Source organism: Streptomyces gelaticus, assembly GCF_014649535.1.
Taxonomy (GTDB): Bacteria; Actinomycetota; Actinomycetes; order Streptomycetales; family Streptomycetaceae; genus Streptomyces; species Streptomyces gelaticus.
In genome coordinates, this window is sequence record NZ_BMTF01000009.1 from 180,688 (window position 1) to 201,538 (window position 20,851).

Genomic DNA, 20,851 nt, shown 5'->3' on the forward strand with positions numbered 1-20,851 from the left:
AGGGTGCGGGTTGTCGTGAATGGGTCGTGAATGGTGAATGTGTATTCATGTGGATCATGTGGGTGCATTCATAACGGCATGTTCAGGTGATTTCGGGAATTTTGCTTCTTGATTCACTTCAGGGTTGGGTCGACTCGTGTCAATGGGAGTTGTGAACTCGGCGTCCCGGCAATTCAATCCGTCGATGTCGAGCTGTGACCGAAAGGGTCGAGCGGATTGTCGTACTGCGTAGTATCATCTCGACTGCCTGCCCTCGAATTCCTCACCCCCCACCCTCCCTGAGGCGCTTGATTCGCAACAGATCGCTCCTCTTTTCGAGACCGAGTCGGGCTCGCGTGCTTTCGCGCGTCCTGCAAAGAGAGCGACTGTCGTTCCTGGATATCCGATTTCGCGCGCCTCCTCGTCCCCTGGAGTGTTTCCATGCGCACGCCCTGTTTCGGCGCTGATCGTGGCATGACCACGACGGCCGATCTCGTCCTCGCACTGCATCCATTCGGTGTCGCGTCGGCACGGTTCACCGCGGCCGCCGCACGTGCGGGCGGACTGGGGGTACTCGACCTGACGGGTGATTCCCGGCCCGCTCGTGAGCAGTTGGGCCTGGCCGCCGAGTGGGCACGCCCAGGATTCGGCGTACGGCTGGGCGCGGGGCGCGAGATCCTCGCGCCGGACCTCCCTGCCTGTGTCCACACCGTGGTCCTCACCGCCGGGGCGACAACGACCGCCGCCGACTTCCCCGGGCGCCGCGTGCTGGTCGAAGTGACTTCCGGCTCCGAGGCGCGAGACGCCGTGGCGGCCGGGGCCCACGGACTGATCGCCCGGGGCCATGAAGCCGGCGGCCGGGTGGGTGAGTTGAGCACCTACGTGCTGCTCCAGCAGCTGCTCGCAGGTGAAGCCGATGGACTGCCGGTATGGGCCTGCGGCGGAATCGGCGTGTACACCGCGGCGGCAGCGGTCGCCGGTGGCGCCGCCGGTGTGGTCCTCGACACCCAGACCGCGCTGCTCGCCGAGGCGGAGCTCCCCGCAGAGGTCACCAGTGCGCTCAGCGGACTCGACGGCTCGGAGACCGTGATCGACGACGGTCTACGCGTGTTGCGGCGGCGTGCGCCCGGCCCGGACGGCTCCACAGCCACCCTGGAGATCGGCCAGGACGCGTTCCTGCCGGCCCGCTTTCAACGGCGCTGGGGCACATTGGGAGCAGCGATCCGTGGCATACACGCCGCGGTGAGCGACGCGCTCCGCGGTGGGGTGCCCGTACTCGGGCCGGACAGTATGGGCAGCCGGGCTCTGGGCACTCGACTCCCTGTTGTCCAGGGGCCGATGACACGGGTGAGCGACCAGGCGGCATTCGCCGCCGCCGTGGCCTCAGAGGGCGCCTTGCCGTTCATAGCGCTCGCCGTGTCAGGCGCGGAACAGACCCGCACAGTGCTGGAAGAGACCCGCAGCGTCCTGGGCGACGCGCCCTGGGGAGTCGGAGTCCTCGGCTTCGCCGACGAGCAGGTCAAGAGTGCCCAGCTGGAGGTCATCCGGGAGCTCCGCCCCTCGCACGCCATCATCGCCGGCGGCCGTCCCGCGCAGGCCGTGGCTCTCGAAGAGGCCGGCATCTCGACGTTTCTCCACGTGCCCTCGCCGGGGCTGCTCGGCCAGTTCCTTGAATCGGGTGCACGCAAGTTCGTCTTCGAAGGCTCGGAGTGCGGCGGCCACGTCGGCCCCCGCGCCAGCTTCCCGCTCTGGCAGGCGCAACTCGACGTGGTGGACGACTTCCTCGTGGCTGCCGGGAAGGAAGCCGCCGCCGAACTCCAACTCCTGTTCGCCGGCGGCGTGCACGACGAGCGGTCCGCGGCTATGGTCGCCGCCATGACCGCCCCCCTCGCCGCGCAGGGCGTCGCGACCGGAGTCCTCATGGGAACCGCCTACCTCTTCACCGAGGAGGCCGTCGTGGCAGGCGCGGTACAGCCGCTCTTCCAGCAGCGGATGGTGGACGCCGAGCACACCGAACTGCTGGAGACCGCCCCCGGCCACGCCACCCGCTGTGTGCGCAGCCCCTTCACAGACGAGTTCGTTTCCGCCAAGGAACAGTTGCGGGCCGATGGCGTACCCAGCCGCGAGGCATGGGAGCGGCTGGAGCAGCTCAACGTCGGGCGACTGCGGTTGGCGAGCAAGGGCATCGAACGTGTCGGTGAGGAACTGCGCGACGTCCCCGAGGACCGGCAGCTCTCCGAGGGCATGTTCATGGCCGGTCAGGTCGCCGTCCTGCGGTCGGAGGTCACCACGGTCGCCGCGCTGCACGACTCGGTCACCACCGGCGCGCAGACCTTCCTCGACCGACGCAGGGCCGCACTCGACACCGGACCGGACGAGCGGGCTGCCGCCCCCGAGCCACTGGACATCGCCATCGTCGGGATGGCCTGCGTGTTCCCCAAGGCCCCCGATCTGGCGTCGTTCTGGGGGCACGTGTTGTCCGGCACCGATGCCGTCACCGAGGTGCCCGCCTCGCGCTGGGACCCTTCCGTCTACTTCGGCGAGGAAGGGGCGGGGGAGCACACACCCTCGCGCTGGGGCGGCTTCCTGCCCGAGATCCCCTTCGAGCCCCTGGACTACGGCATTCCGCCCGCCTCCTTGCCGAGCATCGAGCCCGTCCAGCTGCTGGCCCTCGACGTGGCGCGACGCGCGCTCGCCGACGCGGGTTACGCCGACCGATCCTTCCGGCGGGACCGGGCCTCCGTGGTCTTCGGGGCCGAGGCGGGCAGTGATCTGTCGAACGCCATGACGCTCCGCGCGGTCCTGCCTTCCTACGTCGGACAGCTTCCGCCCGAGCTGGACGCCCAGTTGCCGCGCCTGACCGAGGACTCCTTCCCCGGCATCCTCGCCAACGTCATCGCCGGGCGGATCGCGAACCGCCTCGATCTCCAAGGGGCCAACTACACGGTCGATGCCGCATGCGCCTCCTCTCTCGCCGCGGTCGATGTTGCCTGCAAAGAACTGACGGCCGGCACCAGCGACATGGTGCTGTGCGGAGGCGCCGACCTTCACAACGGCATCAACGACTACCTGCTCTTCGCCTCGGCACACGCCCTGTCCCCCTCGGGCCGTTCGGCGCCCTTCGACCGCTCCGGCGATGGCATCGCGCTCGGCGAGGGCGTGGCCTGCGTGGTCCTCAAGCGGCTCGCCGATGCCGAACGGGACGGTGACCGGATCTACGCCGTCGTCAAGGGCGTCGGCAGCTCCAGCGACGGCCGGGCCCTCGGCCTCACCGCGCCGCGCGCCGACGGCCAGCGCAGGGTACTCATGCGGGCCTACCGCAACGCCGGGATCTCACCGGCCGAGGTCGGCGTGGTCGAGGCCCACGGCACCGGCACCGTCGTCGGCGACCGTACCGAACTGAGCGCCCTGACCGAGATCTTCACCCAGGCCGGAGCAGACCCCGGCGGCTGTGTCCTCGGCTCGGTGAAATCCCAGATCGGCCACACCAAGTGCGCGGCGGGTCTCGCCGGACTGATCAAGACCACGCTCGCACTGCATCACGGCGTCAAGCCGCCCACGCTGCACCTGCGGCAGCCGAACCCTGCCTGGGACGAACGCACCAGCCCCTTCGCCTTCCACACCCGGGCCAGGCCCTGGCCCGCACCGCCGGCCCAACGCGTGGCCGGCGTCAGCGCGTTCGGCTTCGGTGGAACCAATTTCCACGTCGTCCTGCGCGCCCATGACGACGGTGCCCCGCCCATCCACGCCCGCGACGCATGGCCCGCCGAACTGTTCACCTTCCGAGGCGCCGACCGAGAGACCGCCGCAAAGGCCGCCCGGGAACTGCTTGCTCTCGCCGAGGCCGACCACGTCGCACAGCAGCCTTTCCGTCTGCGGGACCTCGCCCTGGCCGCCTCCCGGCGCGCCGACCTCGCGGCGGTGCGCGGTCTGCCCACCCGCATCGCTGTACTCGCCTCTTCCGTGACGGAGTTGACCACAGCGCTGCGCCGGGCCGTCGAGGGTGAGCACGCCCCCGACGACGGCATCCATCTCGCGGACGGCACGGAACCGGGCGAGATCGCCTTTCTCTTCCCCGGGCAGGGCAGCCAGCGCCCCGGCATGCTGGCCGAGCTGTTCGTCTCCTTCCCCGAACTCCAGCGCTTCCTGCGCCTCGACGAGTCCGCGGCGGCGGCCCTCTTCCCGCCCGCCGGCTTCGACGAGGCCGGGCGCCAGGCCCAGGCCGATCGTGTCACCGACACCCGCGTCGCCCAGCCCGCGCTCGGCATCACCGCACTCGCCGCCCACCATCTGCTGGGCCGGGTCGGCGTGCGCCCGGACATGACGGCCGGACACAGCTACGGCGAACTCGCCGCCCTCGCCGCGGCCGGCGCCCTCGGTCCCGAGGAGCTGCTGTGGTGCAGCAGGGCACGTGCCGAAGCCGTCGTTGCCGCCTCCGGCGCCGGCGACCCCGGCACCATGGCCGCGGTCACCGCCTCGGCACCGCAGGTGACCGTCGCCCTGGAGAAGGCAGGCGTTGCCGAGTCCGTCGTCGTCGCCAACCACAACTCACCTCGCCAGACGGTGATATCCGGCCCCACCGCTGACGTGGAGACCGCCGTGGAGCAGCTGCGCGCGCAGGGACTGAAGGCGACACGGATCCCTGTGGCCTGCGCCTTCCACAGCACCTTGGTCGCCGCCGCGGGCGATACCTTCGCAGCGACACTGGCCTCGGTGCCACTGGAGACGCCGACGGTCCAGGTGTGGTCCAACCGCACCGCCGCGGTCTATCCCACCACCCCGGACGCGATACGTGCCGAACTGGCCGCTCAGATCGGATCGCCGGTCCGCTTCGTCGAGCAGATCGAGGCCATGTACGAGGCAGGAGCCCGCATCTTCGTCGAGACGGGCCCCGGCGCAGTGCTGACCCGGCAGGTAGCCGAAATCCTCGGCGACCTGCCGCACCGTACCGTCACCCTGGAGGCCCGGCGCGGTACGGGCCTGTCCGGCTTCCTTGCCGCGCTCGCCGAGCTCGCCATTGCCGGGGTCGACGTGCGCACCGGTTGGCTGTTCCAGGGCCGCGACGCGGTCGACGCCGCCCAGGTCCCCCGCCGCAGGCGCGCGGGCTGGACCGTCGACGGCCACCTCGTACGCACCGCCGACGGTGCCATCCCCGCCACAGCTCTGCACCCCGCCCAACGCATCCCGGAGGCCCTCGTGACCACCCGTTCCGGCACACACGGCGACCACGGACAGGTGCTCCGCACCGACACCGCCCACGGTGGGGAGGGGACCGGCAGCGAGGCCCTCATCAGTGAATTCCTGCGCACGAGCCGGGAGATGCTGGCCGCTCAGCGCGACGTTCTGCTGGGCTACCTCGGCGCCGACCCCGGTGTCCGGCCCGGCCTGGTGCCCGTGGAGCACGCACCCCGTGAGCCGGCCGTGACCGTGTTCCCCGCGCGCGCGGCGACGGCGGTTCCCGAGCCCGTCATTCCGAACCCCGCACCGGACCCGGACCCGGCCGAGCTGACTGCGGACGCGGTCCTCGCGGCCGTCCTGGAGGTGATCGGCGAACGAACCGGCTACCCGGCCGACATGATCGAACCCGACCTGGACCTGGAGGCCGACCTGAGCGTCGACTCCATCAAGCGTGCCGAGATCGCCGGGCAGCTCGCCCGACGGCTCCACCTGCCCACCGCGGACGGCCTCGACATGGAGGAGCTGGCCAGGGCGCGCACTGCGGCGGGCATCGCCGAACTGATCGTGGCCGCACGGCAGGACGACACCCGACCGCCCGAGACCGCTGTTCCCGGGCCCACCGCGGTCGACCCCGTCGTACCACCCGCAGAGGCCGAAGCAGTCGTCACAGTGCCCAAGCGGCTCGTGATGACCGATTTCGGCCTCGCGCCCGCCGCCCCGGACCCCTACGAACTCACCGGGCAGACCTTCCTGGTCATCGGCGAAGGCCCGCTCGCAGTGGCCGTCACCGAGCGGCTCGACTCCTACGGTGCCCGGGCGGTGACTGCCACCGGGATACCCGATGGTGGCCGCTTCGACGGCCTGATCCACCTCGCCTCCCCGGACGGTGGCCCCGCCCACGAGCCGGTGCTGCCCGGCGCCGTCCCCCTCTACCAGTCCGCCCTGGCCGCCGGCCCGCGCTGGGTGCTGGCCGCCGGCGCCTCCGACGGACTGCGCGGACTCTTCCGCTCGCTGTCCCGGGAGTACCCGCAGACCATCGCACGCGTCGTCGAACAGCCCGCCGGAGCCGACCCGTCCGCCGCGGCCGAGGCGATCGTCGCGGAGCTGACCGCCGCCGACCGCGAACCGGTCGTACTGCGCACGGGAGACACCCGCCGCGGGCTGCGGATGACCGAGACCGACCGCGGCTTCCTGGGCAGCACCGGAGCCGGCCCCTCCGACGACGGCGCCGCCGAGGCCGCGGCCCTCGGCCTCGACCACGAGTCGGTGGTGCTCCTCGTCGGCGGGGCGCGGGGCATCACTGCCCGGTTCGCCACCGCACTCGCCACTGCCGCCCACTGCCGCCTGGAACTGTTCGGCCGCACCCCACTGCCCTCCCTGGAAGAAGCACCCGCAATGGCCGCCACCACCGACGCCGAACTGCGAGCCGCACTCATTGCGGGCGGCCTGAGGTCCCCGGCTCAGGTCGAGCGGGAGATCGGAAGGATCCGGGCCGAGCGCGAGGTCCGCGACACCGTCCGCCGGCTCACCCGGCTGGGCAGCCGCGTGCGCTACCACTGCGTGGACGTGCTCGACGCGGAAGCCGTGCACCGCGCCGTGAAGAACGTGCACGCCGAACACGGCAGACTCGACGCGGTCGTCTACGCGGCCGGTGTGATCGAGGACAAGCTGTTCGCGGAGAAGTCCCCGGAGTCCTTCCACCGGGTCTTCAGCACCAAGACCGAGGGCGCCAGGGCCGTGCTCGACGCGGTTGCCGGGCTCCCGCACGGCCCCCGCCTCGCGGTGCTGTTCGGCAGTATTGCGGCCACCCTGGGCAACCGCGGCCAGACCGACTACGCCGCTGCCAACGACGCCCTCGAAGCCATCGGCCGCGACTGGGCCGACGGGACCGACCGCCGTGGGCTCACCGTCCACTGGGGCCCCTGGGCGCCCACCGGCACGAACAACGGCATGGTCACCCCGGAACTGATGCAGACCTATGCGGCACGCGGCATCAGCCTCATCGACCCCGACGAGGGCGCCACCAGTCTGCTGCGCGAACTGGCCTGGGGTCCGCAGGAGACCACCGCCGTCGTCTACACCGCCTCGGGGTGGTGACCGGCACGATGCCCGGAAAATGTCCGATCGCCATCGTCGGCATGGCCGCGCTCTTCCCGGGAGCGCCCGACCTCGACACGTACTGGCACAACATAGTCCACGGCGTCGACGCGATCACCGACGCCCCCACGGCTCGCTGGGACGCCGCGTACTACGACCCGGATGCCGGACGCCGTGCCGACCGCGTCTATTGCCGACGTGGAGGGTTCATCGACGACCTCGCCGACGTCGATGTCACCTCCTTCGGTGTCATGCCCGCCTCCGTGCACGCCACCGAGCCCGACCAACTGATCGTGCTGCGGGTCGCGTCCCAGGCGGTCAAGGACGCCGGCGGCGCCGACCGGATCCTCGCCGACCGGCGCCGCACCGGAGTGATCCTCGGTCGTGGCGGCTATCTCACCCCCGGCCTGGTACGTCTCGACCAGCGGGTGCGCACCGCCGGCCAGCTCGTGCACACGCTGCGGGAACTCCTGCCGGACGTGGGGGAACAGCGCCTCGAGGAGATACGCCGCGCCTTCACCGACCAACTGGGCCCAGATGCACCGGAGTCGGCCATCGGCCTCGTGCCCAACCTGGCGGCCTCCCGGCTGGCCAATCGGCTGGACCTGCGGGGCCCGGCCTACACGGTGGACGCCGCGTGCGCCTCCTCGCTCATCGCGGTCGACCACGCGGCCCACGAGCTGCAGAGCGGACGGTGCGATGTCGTCCTGGCCGGGGGAGTCCACCACTGCCACGACATCACGCTGTGGAGTGTGTTCTCCCAACTCGGTGCCCTGTCCCGGAGCGAGTGCATCCGGCCGTTCCACCGGGACGCCGACGGAGTGCTCATCGGCGAGGGAACCGGCGTCGTGGTGCTCAAACGGCTCGCCGACGCCGAGCGCGACGGCGACCGTGTCTACGCCGTGATCACCGGCACCGGCGTCGCGGGCGACGGCCGCACCGGCAGTCTGCTCAGCCCTGACTCCGCAGGCCAGGCCGAGGCGATCCGCCAGGCATGGCGCAGTGCCGGTCAGGACCCCGCCGAGCCCGGTTCCGTAGGGCTGATCGAAGCCCACGGCACCGCCACCCCGGCGGGCGACACCGCCGAACTGGAGACGGTCGCCGCGGTCTTCGGCCCGCCGGGCGACGCGCCCCGCGGTGTGATCGGTTCGGTGAAATCCATGATCGGTCACACCATGCCGGCCGCAGGGATCGCCGGGCTCATCAAGGCCGCACTCGCCGTCCACCACGGTGTTCTCCCGCCGACCCTGCACTGTGACGACCCGCACCCAGCACTCGCCCGCACCCGCTTCGCCACGGCGGCCGTCGCGGTCCCGTGGGTGACCGACACCCACAGCCCAGTACGCCGCGCCGCGGTGAACGCCTTCGGCTTCGGCGGCATCAACGCCCATGTCGTACTGGAACAACCCGTCCCCGTCGCCGCTCCCTCCGGCACCGGCGGACCCGCAACCGTGGTGCGCGAGCCCGAACGGGTGCTGCGGTTGGCGGCCGCAGCACCCGCCGAACTCGCACGTGTGCTGGACCGGGATGACGCAGCCCTCCTCGCCACCGCCTCGGACCGGACCGGACCCGGTCCCGCCGGCCCCGTCCGGCTCGGTGTGGTGGACCCCACGGCCAAACGTCTGGCGCTGGCCCGCAAGGTGGTCGACCGGGGTCGGCCTTGGCGCGGCAGGAACGACCTGTGGTTCGTACCCGAGCCCCTGCTGGGCGACACCGGCGGCCGTCTCGCCTTCGTCTTTCCCGGGCTCGAAGCCGAATTCGACGCCAACTGCGACGACGTCGCACGCCACTTCGGCCTGCCGTGGTCGCCCTCCGACACCGATGTCCAGGTCGGTGACATCGGCCGTCAAGGCACTGGCGTATTCCAACTCGGCCGCCTCCTGAACACCGCGCTGGAGCGGATGGGCATCGTGCCCGACGCGCTCGCCGGACACAGCCTCGGCGAATGGACCGCCATGGCGGTCGCCGGGATCCACGCCCCGAAGGAGGTCGACACCTTCCTGGCCTCGTTCGATCCGGACGCACTGCGCGTACCGGGCCTGGCCTTCGCGGTGATCGGCGCGCCCGCCGATCACGTCATGAAAACCCTCGCCGGACAGACGCAGGTCGTCCTCTCGCACGACAACGCCCCTCACCAGTCCATGATCTGCGGCCCGTCGGTCGCGGTCGACGAATTCGTCGGCCACTTCCGGGAAAAGGGCGCGATCTCACAAGTCCTGCCGTTCCGGTCAGGGTTCCACACACCCATGCTGCGGCCCTATCTGGACCCGATACGGAAGGCGGCGGACACCTACACACTGCACCCCGCCCGGCTTCCGGTCTGGTCCGCCACCACGGTGGGGGAGTACCCCTCACGACCGGAAGAGATACGCAAGCTGTTCGTGCGGCACCTCCTGGAACCGGTCCGTTTCCGCCGGCTGATCGAGAACATGTACGCGGCCGGCTTCCGCGCCTTCGTCCAGCTCGGGGCCGGCCAAGTCGGCTCGCTGGTCGCGGACACACTGCGAGACTCCGAACACCTCGTGGTAGCCGCCCACTCCCCGCACCGCTCCGGCCTTCCCCAACTGCTTCGCGTGGCCACCGCCCTGTGGGCCGACGGAGCCGAGCCGGACACGACAGCGCTCCGCCCCACTCCTGCGCACAAGGCCGCGCACCGCCCGGTCCGACTCGACCTCGGCGGAGCGCTCATCTCCCTCGACGAGCCCACACGCACGGCGATCGGCGCCGCCCTGTCCCCGCCGCGCCGGGCAGCGCACGGCGCACGGACCTCCGCCCTCGATGCCCTCGCCGTCGAGGACCCGCTGGCCGCCGACTTCTCCGCGCTGCTCGACGACACCGCGGCGCTCGCGGCGGAGGTCCTCACCGCGGGCCACCACAGCGGCACACGATCCGCCATGCCGCGGGCGGCCGCTCACGTCCCCGGCCCCCGTTCGGCAGGACCTCCAGCCGAACGGCCAGCAGCGACTCCAGGTGAACTACGGGCGCAGCTGCGGGTGTCGATCGACACCATGCCGTATCTGCTCGACCACTGCTTCTTCAAGCAACCGCCGCAGGCCGATCCGGCGGACCACTGGCCCGTCGTACCCGGCACCACCGTCATCGGGCACCTGATGGACTTCGCCGAGCGGGCAGCACCCGGCCTGCGCGCGGTGGCCGTCCACGACGTCCGGCTCAGCCAGTGGATCACTGCCGTCCCCGCCGTGGACATTCCGGTCCACGTCACACCCCAGCCTCCGCACTCCTCGCGAGCGACCCGGGTGACGGCCACCCTCGGAACGTACGCCCGCGCCACCGTCGAACTCGCGCGAGACCACGAACACAGGCCGTCCGCCGCCTGGACCTTCCCCAAGGACGAGGAACGCCCCTGTGACCTGACGGCCCGTGAGCTGTACACCCGACGCTGGATGTTCCACGGCCCGCGCTTCCAGGGTGTCACCGAACTGACAGCGATCGGCGACGCGCACGTCCGAGGAGTCATCACCACCCCGCCCGCCCCGGGAGCCCTGCTGGACAATGCCGGCCAGCTGCTCGGCTACTGGATCATGTCCCAACTGCCCACTCGCACCACCGTCTTTCCCGTCGGCATGCGGGAGATCCGCTTCCATGGCGCGCATCCCGCGCCGGGCGAACGGCTCGACTGCCTCATCCGTATCGTCTCCGTCACCGAAACGACGCTGGAAGCAGACATGCAACTGGTCCGACGCGGCCGGGTCTGGGCAGAGTTCAAAGGCTGGAGCGACCGCCGATTCGACAGCGATCCGCACATCCGCCAGGTGGACCGCGAACCGGAGCATCACACCCTCTCCGAGCCGCAGCCCGGCGGCTGGGTCCTGCTTCATGAACGCTGGCCCGACCTGGCCACCCGCGAGCTGATCATGCGGAACATGCTGGCCGGCGAGGAGCGAGCCGCCTACGACGCGCGCCCTCCCCGTGGCCGGCGCCAGTGGCTGCTCGGCCGGATCGCGGTCAAGGACGTGGTGCGCCGACGGCTGTGGGACGCCGGTGGCGGCGGAATCTTCCCCTCGGAACTACGCGTGGACAACGAACCCACGGGCCGCCCATATGTCACCGGCGCGTACGGCCGTACCCTCCCCGACCTCCACGTCTCCCTCGCGCACCGGGCAGAGGCCGCGGTCGCGATCGCCGGACGGGGCCCCTGCGGCATTGACATCGAGGAGGAGACCGAGCGTCCGGACGGAACTCTGGAGGTGGCGCTCGACGCTCAGGAGCGGGACCTGCTCGCTTCACTGGTGCGCGACACCGGCGAACCCGAGGCCCGGTGGTTCACTCGCTTCTGGACCGCCAAGGAGGCCGTCGGCAAGGCCCGGGGCTCCGGCCTGGCCGGAGCCCCGAAGAACTTCGAGATCCACACCGCCACCGGCACGGCACTGACCGTCCGCGCCGGCGGCGACACCTATCACGTCCGTCACCGGACGATCAGCAACCCACCCGGACTGCCCCCCAGGAACTACGTCGTCGCCTGGACGACCGCCCACGATGAGGAGAGCGACGATGACCACTGAACGCCACGAGGCCGCATCGCCCACCCGGCCCGAATCGACCGTGCTGGGCGAGGTGACCGGCATGCTGCAGGAGGTGCTCGGCGAGTACGGGTTCACCGACGCCGAGATCACCATGGGCACCCGATTCCACGACGACCTCGAACTGGAGAGCATCGATCTGGTCACGCTCTCGACGGCGCTGCGCGAACACTACGGCGACGCCGTCAACCTCGCCGCCTTCATCGCGGACCGCGGACTCGAGGAGATCATCGCGCTGACCGTGGGTGACCTGGTGCACCACGTCGTGGCGTCCCTCTCCGCAGAGCCCGCGGCCGAGGCGGTCTGAACATGGCGAAGATACGCGTCGGTGAACTCGACGTCCACGTACAGCGCATGGCCGCGGCCGGTCCGCCGGCCTCGGACCCGCCGCCCCTCGTGGTGCTGGTACACGGCCTGCTCATCGACAGCCTGGCGAGTTACTACTTCTCGCTCGGCCCCTTCTTCGCCGAGCGGGGCATGGACGTCCTCATGTACGACCTGCGCGGGCACGGGCGGACTGGCCGGCCTGCTGCCGGCTATCGCCTGGAGGACTTCGTCTCGGACTTGGACGGACTCCTCGACGCCCTCGAAGAGGACCGCCCGGCACACGTCGTGGGCAACTCCTTCGGCGGCGCCATCGCCTACGGGCTGGCCGCCTCCCGGCCCGACCGTGTCCGGTCCGTCATCGCGATCGAATCCGAACCGCCGGTGAAGTCGTGGGCCGAGAAGATGGCCGAGGGCCTCACCGGTGAAGAAGGCGGACTGGTGGTCAGGGAGGTGCGCGCCTGGCTCGCGGAGGATCCCGAACGCAACGCGCGCCCCTTCCAGCTCGCCGGCAGGCTCCTGGACGGCACCACTCTGGGCCAGGACATCCCACGCAGCCGTGTACTGGGAGACACGCTCGCCGACATCCGCTGCCCCGTCTTCGCCCTGTACGGCGCAGACTCCAAACTCTCCGGCCAGGCCGGCCACCTGTCCGCCACCCTCCCGCACTGCCGAACCGTCATTCTGCCCGATCAGGGGCACTCGGTGCTAGTGGAGCGCACGAAGGAGACGGCCGACCTGATTCTGGACTGGCTCCAGGACGACATCCACACACCTGTGAAGGCGGGCTAGATGAGCCGGTTCCTGTTCGTCGTGCCGCCGCTGGTCGGTCACATCAACCCGGCGGTCGGTACCGCGGCCGTGCTCGCCACGCGGGGCCATGACATCGCCTGGGCCGGACCTGCCGACCTCGTTCACCGCCTGGCCGGACCCGACGCACGGGTGTTCCCCTGCGTGCTCCCCGAGCCGGAGCCGGAGAACGCCGAGAAGAGCGTGGGCCGGACCGCCGACCTCAAGGGTCCCGCGGCCTTCCACTTCCTGTGGGAGCGCTTCCTGATACCGCTCGCCGATCACATGGCCCCCCGCATACGTGCGGCCATCCAGGAGTTCGACCCGGACATCGTGATCGCCGACCAGCAGACCGTCGCGGGCGGCATGGTCGCGGAGTCGCTCGGCCTGACCTGGGTCACCTCCGCGACCACCTCGGCCGAACTCGTCGACCCGCTCGCGGGCATGCCCAAGGTGGCGGCCTGGCTCGACGGCCTCATCGAGGCGTTGCGCGGCCGGATCGCGGACGGGAGGGGCACGGCCGACCCGAGGATGTCTCCGCACGGGGTCATCGCCTACACCACCAGCGCTCTGCTGGGCTCGGCCCCACTGCCCGAACACGTATGGCTGGTGGGCCCGTCCGTCACCGACCGCCCTGCAGCGGCCGACTTCCCCTGGGAATGGCTGGAAGCGGCGGAGCGCACCGTCCTTGTCAGCCTGGGTACCGCCAACGCGGACGCGAGCGGACCGTTCCTGAACGCCGCAGTCCGGGCGCTGTCGGGCATGCCAGGCATACGCGCCGTCGTCGCCGACCCCGCAGGCACCGTGACGGAGGCGGGCGAGAACATCCTGCTGCGCCCGCACGTGCCTCAACTGCCGTTGCTCGCCCGCGTGGACGCTGTCGTCTGCCACGCCGGGCACAACACCGTCTGCGAGGCGCTGTGGCACGGCGTCCCTCTGGTGGTTGCTCCCATCAGGGACGACCAGCCCATCGTCGCGGGTCAGGTCACCGCCGCGGGCGCGGGCGTCCGGCTGCGCTTCGGCCGTGCCGACGCGCGACGCATCGCCGACGCCGTAGGCATGGTTCTGGACGAGGCTGCCGGCTACCACGACGCGGCGCACGCGATCGGCCTCTCGTTCCGGGAGGCGGGCGGAAGCGAAGCCGCGGCCGACCGCCTGGAAGGTCTTCTGTCGCGCCCCGAGCCGCACTTCAGAGGCGGTGCGCGCGGTGCAGGAGAGAGAGGACAGGAACCCGATGACGGATGACCTCCGTCCGCCGAAACCCTCCGAGAGCCTTCGGCCCGCTCCTCGGCCAGGCCCGGATCCGACGGTGCACCCCTGACGCTGCCCCTCGTCCCGGGCCTGCCGGAGCCGAGGCACGCCGCCGGAGCACCTACGTCGGGCAGGGCGTCTCCGCTCTGGCCCGCGCCCTCCGTGACAACCTGCTGCACGCGGCGCGGGACGCCCCCGACGAGGACATCGCCGGGGGAACGAGGGCGACCCGGTTCGACGGCCTGGCGGCCCCATTCGGACAGAGGCCCGGACGCAGCTCGTTCGTCCGATCCGCCGGTTCAGCCGGTCACATGCGGCGGGACCCGTACGCCTCGGGGGCACTCCGCCCTGCCTCGCGTGAGCCCGAGGAGATCCTCGCGAGCGCGGACGGGACGGAACCGGTCGGTCCGGGGTTCGGACCCACCTCCCTGTGGCGTCCGGGCTTGAGTGAAAATGATGCTGAGCCCGTCGACCGGTAAGGGTTCGTCGCCCGCAGATGAAATGCGGTCCGGAGGCCATGGTGGAGGCTCCTGGATTCTCTGAGGCGCACGAACCACCATCCACGGGCCGGGCCGAGGCGGACGGCGTCTCGGCCCGGGTGGCGTCTCTGCCGCGCCCGCAGCCCAGCCAGAGAAAGTAGAGTTCACCCGTGCCTCACGAGACTCCGATCTACAACCGCCTTGTCCTGGAGCAGGGGGATGTCCCTGCCGATGTCCGCGGGGTGGCTCAGCGGCTGGCACGAGAGCTGGAAAGTGTCATACGACCGATGCCGCTGCAGCCTCCTGTGAACGTTGGTGCGGCCCAGCGGGGCGTCACATTCCGGCCGGGCATCTGAGTTCATGGGTGCCGGAGTCGCTGTTCCGCGGACACCACGGTCGCGACAGGGCGGTGGAGACGACACCGCACACCGCCGGCCCACCCCACACCGTGCGGCCGGGCTGGAGACCGCCGAGCGGGCCGCGCTCGAACGGCCGCGCAGGTCGAGCACGTGACCCGCCGACGGACAGGGCTCTGGCCCTGGGTGTTCATCCGCCGATCGCCGGGGGAGCGGGGACGGAGCGGCGATTCCTGCCGCCCGAGCAGCGAAACCCCCGCACGGTGTGTGGGGGTGCGGGCCGGGTGAGCCGCGCACCACCACCGTCGGCCCGGGCATGGCCGGTTCCGGGCCCCGCTCTGCCCGGCTGTCACCAGATGGTGAGGTCGATCGCGCGAACACAGTGCGGGTCGGCTCCGTCCGTCGGTTTCCAGCGTTCCTTCTCATGTACGAGCGCAGGGAGTGCGGCGAGCAGCGCGGTCAGCGCGCCGGTGAGGCGCACATCGACCGCGACCGGCCCGTCGGCTTCCCCGACCGCGATGTAGAGCCGCATGCTGTCCTGCTCCGTGAGGAGAAAGCCGCACAACGGGGGGCTTGGTGGTGTCTCGGTGAACGGCCAGGCCAGTGTCCGCAGCACGCGAAGTACCCGGTCCGTGCGTGTCGGCGGAGCAGGTTCGACCATGGAGGTATCGACCCGGACCAGCGTCATGCCCATTACGGACGCGTGCGGGTAGGCGGGGCCGACGGCGGTGAGCGTTCGTGTCCAGCCCAGCACCACCGGGGCGGTGACCGGCTCGTCCTCGTCATCCACCAGCGGGATCTCGTAGGCGACCAGCGAGCTCGGCGTCACGGCGTCGTCGGCGCCGGTCACGATCCGGACTGCGTCCCGCGTCGGCAGGACCCCGCGCAGGAAGCTCCCGCCGACGAGAGGAACCGCCGTGTACTCGAGAAGGAAGCGCGTGATGTACGCCTGATGTTCGACTGTCTCCCCGTACGATCCGCTCACTCGTTGATCCAGTCCGGGCACTTGTTGACGCCCTTGCAGTGAGCTCCGGCCAGGACGCTGATCAACTTCATGACCGGACCGTGCCACACCCCGGCCGGGCATCGTCATCTTCGCCCACAGGATCGTTCCCCTGCCCCCCGGACGAGTGACTCTCAGCCACCACGAAGTGACCGGCCAGGAACGGCGATCTTCACCCCGCCAGCACCCGTCGGCCGACGAGGAGCCCGATGTTCGCCGACGTACGAGGTGCCGGGTCATGGCCCGTTTTCATCGTCCACGCCGCAAGGGCGCGGCCGACGACGCACAGAATGCTCCAGCCGGGCATCGCGATGACGACCAGGGAAATCGCGGCGAACGCGAGAAGACTTTCGGTGCTCACCATGGGCGTTAGATCCTGATCTATGTCACTTCGTCAGTGGTCTGCGCGCGGTGCGTGCTTGCTGTACGCGAGAGGGAGGCCCGGCGTGGCGTCAGGGAGATGGTGGCCCAGATCGTCCGGGTCCCGTCGCGTTCCACGTGTGTGCCCAGTGCGCGGGTGCAGTTGGCGACGATCCCCAGGCCACGGCCGAAACCGGAGTCGCCGTGCCAGTGTCTGACGGTCCGCTCCGTACCCTGGTCGCGCATCTGGATGCGCAGGTGACTCCTGTTCTGTTGCAGGTCGGTCGTGATGACGCTGCTGTTGGTATGGAGAATGGCGTTCGTGGCGAGTTCCGTGGTGATCAGCAAGGTCGTGTGCCGGACACCTTCGTCGGTCAAGTGCTGCTGATCGAGCCATAAGCGGGTCAGGTACCGGCAGACAGGGACGGCCCGGTCCACTGCCGGGAGGCGCAGGGTGGTGGAGCGCGATCGGAGCCGGCCGGTGGCCAGCACGCTCGCCACCGGCGTATCGGGCCATCGTTCGACTTCTTGCGGGGTAAGCGCGATACACGCATATGCGCGGGTCGTCGACATGACTCTCCTGGTGCTCGTGAGAGGCGCAGGCGGTTGAAGGTTCTGGTGTCCCGGACCGGCGTGTGGCGCCGCCGGCGTGTCGGGCGTGTTCCTTCACGCCTGTGAGAAGAAGCACGGCGCTGTGCTTTCATTGGGCTTGGACACGGGGGTCGGCGGACACAAAGACGGAAGGGCGCATACAAGGCGCGGTTCTGCTGCACGTACGCTCCTTCCTGTCGGCGAGGTCATGTGCCTTTGCACAGAGGCGTCCCGGCCTCCTGGCCGGATGCTCGGGCACCGGCCCGGGCCGAAGACGGCGACAACCGCCGTGCCAATACAGGACGGCGGTCTGTCGGGATGGTCCGGTCCGGCATCGGCGCGGCCTTGCCGCGACGTGCTCGACCGGGTGCTGGATCCTGAACGTCAGCCGGCGCCGGGTGACGCCGGCTGACGCGTCCAACTCCTCTCGCGGGGCGCCCATAGCGGTACACAACCGTTCAGCGGCTGGCGCGAATCAGACGCCTGATCGGTTGGATAGCCACTTCCCCGGAGAGGACGGGCGGCCAACCGTTGGACGTAACCGTTATCCGCCGGGTTCGCATATGACGGCAATAGGTGTCAGTGGAATAGTACCCGAATGGCCCAATTCGATGCGATGAAATGTTCGGATTCTGTCTGGTTTAGAAATAGACGAACGAGTGTGGCGGGTGCTTCGGGTGCCCGTCGCGCGGCGATTTTCTGACGCCTTATCAGGTTGCCTTGTTCGCGTCTTTCGCCGCCACCGGGGCAGAAGACGTGCGCGTCTGATAGCTGATCGGGTTCTCCTGGAGGTGCCGTTGTGAAGTGCCGAATCGTTATTTCGGCGGCGCGGCAAGGCTTTTTTGTCGCCTGAATTGCGCGTGGGCTGGAAGGGGATGTGCACACTGTTACGGCAGTGAACGTTGGTGCGTTTGATTTTCCGCTTTGCGTGGTACTCCGATCGAGTGATTGGGGGCTGCCTCTCTTGAGGTGTCACTAATCCGTCCCGCTTACTGGATTATGAACCGGCGGGTCGCCCATCCCTTCCCGGGGACGTGGCTGTTACCCGTTCCGGTCCTCGCTCCCGTCACAGTGAAGTGTGCGGTGGCCAGACGGTGTTCTCGCTCGCAGAACAGACCGTCCCTTTGGGAAGAGAAGGGCACCGCTCCGCCGACGTCGTCGCCGAAAGAGCGCGTACGTCTTTTGTAGGGAGTGCCAGCATGTTCCGTTCCCGTCTTGCCGCCGCCACTGTCACCGCCGCCCTGGCGGCGGGCGCCGTAGTGGGCCTCGCCCCCCTGGCCGCAGCGGCTCCAGCCGCCGCGGTCTCCTCCGCCTGTGTCAACGACCTGCAGGCCGCGCAGGCGTCGAACGACGCCGCCATCGCCGCCGACCAGGCCAACGACACCAAGGCTGCCTTCTCCAGCAACCTGAGCACCGCCACCTCGCTCGCCTCCGCGCTCGGCGACTGTGCCGGGCAGCCGCCGACGGTGGGAGCCAATGTCCTCATGGCTTCCGCGACCAACGCGACCGCCATCGTGTACAACCTCCTCGGAGCCGCCGGTTCTGCTCTGAGCTCCGAGCAGGCGACCGCTTCGTCGATCATCCAGGCGCTGGCCAGCGCGACCTGACCGGTGCCCGGGCGGGTGCCTGCCTGTGGCCAGGTTTTCTCATCCCGCCCCAGCCGGCCCGGCCACCGTCCGGCATTCGGGTTCCCGGCCTGGAGACCGGTGCGCAGGCCGGCCGCACACCGCCGCTCGGGCGGTGGTGGGCGGTGGTGGGCGGTCGGCGTGGCCGACGAGAAGTCCCTCGCTCTCTCCATACGCAGCCGGAGTGCCCTCCCGGGGCCCGGAGTCCGGCAGTTGGCGAACCTCCCGAGGCCCGCGATTCGCTTCCTCTCCTCGCGCACGGTGCGGGCATACGTGTATGCCAGAAAAGCGATGCACTTTTCCCACCGCATGTCGAGGTAATTGCACTGGTCTCCGACTTTCCGATTCCCTGTTTTGTGCCTGTTGCATGGCTTCCCGTTTCCGATTCGCTTCTCTCCGCCCTCCGTTTGCGGGCGAGAAACCGGTGATGCCGCACCGCGCCCCAGGTGAAAACGCCCTGGGGCGCGGTGTACATGGGCGGAGCACGGATCAGGCACAATCTGCCCGTCGACCTAAACAGGAGCTGGATTTGTCCGACCGTATTCGAGTCAAGCTTTCCGGAGGTCCGGACTGGATTCCCATTCCTGCCGTATGGGAAGTCGAGTCCCTGGAGACCGAACCCAACGTGAAGATCCTGTGCGGCAACGCCTATGAGCACTTCGATTTCTCGGGCTGTTACTCCCTCTATGGAGGAGAGCAGCTTCCCATCTACCGCTGGCGCCGCCGCACATATCTGGCCGAATAGGTCCGTCCCGTGATCCTGAAGGAAAGATCCATGATTGATCCACCAGCGTCCGTGGGTGACTCATGACGCGGCGCACCGGCGGCCGAGCCCGGGATGCCGTGGTCACCGGCATCGGCCTGTGCCTTCCAGGTCCAGGGAGCCCAGTCTTCACCGCGGACGATCTCTGGGACGTCGCGTCCACCGGAACGTCCTGCCTCATCAAGAACGACATTTACTACGGCAGCGTGGACCTTCCGGGCGAAACGTTCGATGAACGCGTGCCCGGCGTTCCCGAGTTCTTCTCGCGTCACTACACAGATGCCCACCGCTTCGGACTGGTGTCGCTGGCTCAGGCGTGCGCGGATGCCGGCCTCGAAACCCAGCACGACCTGGAAGAAGCCGCCATTCTGGTGGGCCGCGGCGGCGTGGACGCCAACGTCGACAGCTATCTCGCCGTCCTCGGGGCCGACCCCGCGACCTACCCGGTCACGGACGCGCTGGAGATGTCCGTCGCGGCGGAACAGGCCATCACCCCTCGGACGTCGCACTGGTCCAGGGCGCACTCACCCGGTCCAAGGCCACCAACTTCACCGTCTCCGGCGGCTGCGCGTCCTCGGCCCTCCAGGTCGGCAACGCACAGCGCCTCATCGCCGCCGGTGAGGTCGATGTCGCCGTGGTGACCGGAGTCGACGTCTTCAGCGTCACGCTCATCCGCAACATCCAGCGCCTGCTCAGCGGAGCCCAGAGGGTCTACGACACCATGAGGCCCCAGGACAGGCCCAGTCTCCCGCCATCCGTCGACGCCCTGATGCGCCCCTACGACCGGCGCGCCGAGTGCATCAACCATGGCGAGGGGTCCGCGAGCATCGTCATGGAGAGCAGGGAACACGCCTTCCGACGGGACGCCCGCCCCTACGGACAAGTCCTCTCGCAGGCAACCACCCGCGACGGGCTGGCCAACCCCCTGGCCAGCGACGAGAGCGGAAAAGCACTGGTCTCCGCAGTACGGCGATGCCTCGGTGACACCTGGGAGATCAACCAGGTGCCCTACATCCACGGCGGCAGCGACGGCAACGTCGTCGTCACGGCCTTCGAGGCGAACGCCATCAAGGAACTGTACGGTCCCGCGTCGAGCGACCTGCTCATGACTTCGCAGGAAGGCTGCTTCGGTCACAACGGCGCCCCGGCCGGCTGTCTCGGCGTGGCACTGACCCTGCTCATGACGAACCACGGCCAGGTGTGCCCCACCGCCAACTACGAACAGCCGGCGCAACAACTGACCTTCGATCCGGTTCCGGGAACAGCACCCCGTCGCCTCGACTTCGACCACGCCTTCAGCTTCAACTACCAAGTGGGGGGCGTGAAAAGCGCGATCCTGCTGGGAAGCCCCGACGTCTGAGCCGCTGTTCCCTCAGCCCTCTCCTTGTTCACAGGCCGTCGCCCCAGGGCCGGCGACGGCCCGGCCCCGTGCTCCACAGCCCCCGCCGCCCCGGCCCGGACAGGCCCCGACACACCTGCACGCCGGTGCACCCCGTGCCCCTCGACCGAGCGGCA

General features: G+C 69.8%; 10 protein-coding genes and 1 pseudogene. 8 read left to right on the plus strand and 3 right to left on the minus strand.

Features of this window, described 5'->3' with window-relative positions; translation table 11 throughout:
* The first annotated feature begins 453 nt into the window (after positions 1-453).
* Genes IE107_RS16305 through IE107_RS16325 form a run of 5 tightly spaced genes read left to right on the plus strand, consistent with a single transcriptional unit; the run spans position 454 to position 14,153 of the window.
* Positions 454-7,254, plus strand: coding sequence for a type I polyketide synthase (locus IE107_RS16305; protein WP_189544477.1), 6,801 nt, complete (start codon positions 454-456; stop codon positions 7,252-7,254).
* Positions 7,255-7,262: 8 nt separating this feature from the next.
* Positions 7,263-11,777, plus strand: a complete 4,515-nt coding sequence (locus IE107_RS16310) for a type I polyketide synthase (protein WP_189544478.1) — start codon at positions 7,263-7,265, stop codon at positions 11,775-11,777.
* Positions 11,767-12,102, plus strand: a complete 336-nt coding sequence (locus tag IE107_RS16315) for an acyl carrier protein (RefSeq protein ID WP_189544479.1) — start codon at positions 11,767-11,769, stop codon at positions 12,100-12,102. Before IE107_RS16310 ends, IE107_RS16315 begins: the two co-directional genes overlap by 11 nt.
* Before the next feature lie 2 nt (positions 12,103-12,104).
* Positions 12,105-12,911, plus strand: a complete 807-nt coding sequence (locus IE107_RS16320; protein ID WP_189544480.1) for an alpha/beta fold hydrolase — start codon at positions 12,105-12,107, stop codon at positions 12,909-12,911.
* Positions 12,912-14,153, plus strand: coding sequence for a glycosyltransferase (locus IE107_RS16325; RefSeq protein ID WP_189544481.1), 1,242 nt, complete (start codon positions 12,912-12,914; stop codon positions 14,151-14,153). It begins immediately after the preceding gene.
* A 1,190-nt stretch (positions 14,154-15,343) separates the two neighbouring features.
* Here IE107_RS16325 and IE107_RS16330 read toward each other — a convergent pair.
* The 3 genes from IE107_RS16330 to IE107_RS16340 form a co-directional block, all read right to left on the minus strand.
* A complete protein-coding gene (locus tag IE107_RS16330) occupies positions 15,344-15,979 on the minus strand; it encodes a hypothetical protein (protein WP_189544482.1) in 636 nt (211 codons plus the stop codon).
* Between the two features lie 190 nt (positions 15,980-16,169).
* Positions 16,170-16,361, minus strand: a complete 192-nt coding sequence (locus IE107_RS36130; protein ID WP_373302452.1) for a hypothetical protein — start codon at positions 16,359-16,361, stop codon at positions 16,170-16,172.
* A 17-nt stretch (positions 16,362-16,378) separates the two neighbouring features.
* Positions 16,379-16,930: an ATP-binding protein gene (locus IE107_RS16340; RefSeq protein ID WP_189544483.1), complete on the minus strand. Its 552-nt coding sequence runs from the start codon at positions 16,928-16,930 to the stop codon at positions 16,379-16,381.
* Positions 16,931-18,147: 1,217 nt separating this feature from the next.
* Here IE107_RS16340 and IE107_RS16345 point away from each other — a divergent pair.
* From IE107_RS16345 to IE107_RS16355, 3 genes and pseudogenes are all read left to right on the plus strand, one after another.
* Entirely contained in the window at positions 18,148-18,555 is a 408-nt protein-coding gene (locus IE107_RS16345) for a hypothetical protein (RefSeq protein WP_189544484.1), read from the plus strand.
* 547 nt (positions 18,556-19,102) lie between these two features.
* Positions 19,103-19,318, plus strand: coding sequence for a DUF5988 family protein (locus IE107_RS16350; RefSeq protein ID WP_189544485.1), 216 nt, complete (start codon positions 19,103-19,105; stop codon positions 19,316-19,318).
* 62 nt (positions 19,319-19,380) lie between these two features.
* Positions 19,381-20,696: pseudogene (locus IE107_RS16355) on the plus strand (beta-ketoacyl synthase N-terminal-like domain-containing protein).
* Positions 20,697-20,851: the final 155 nt, after the last annotated feature.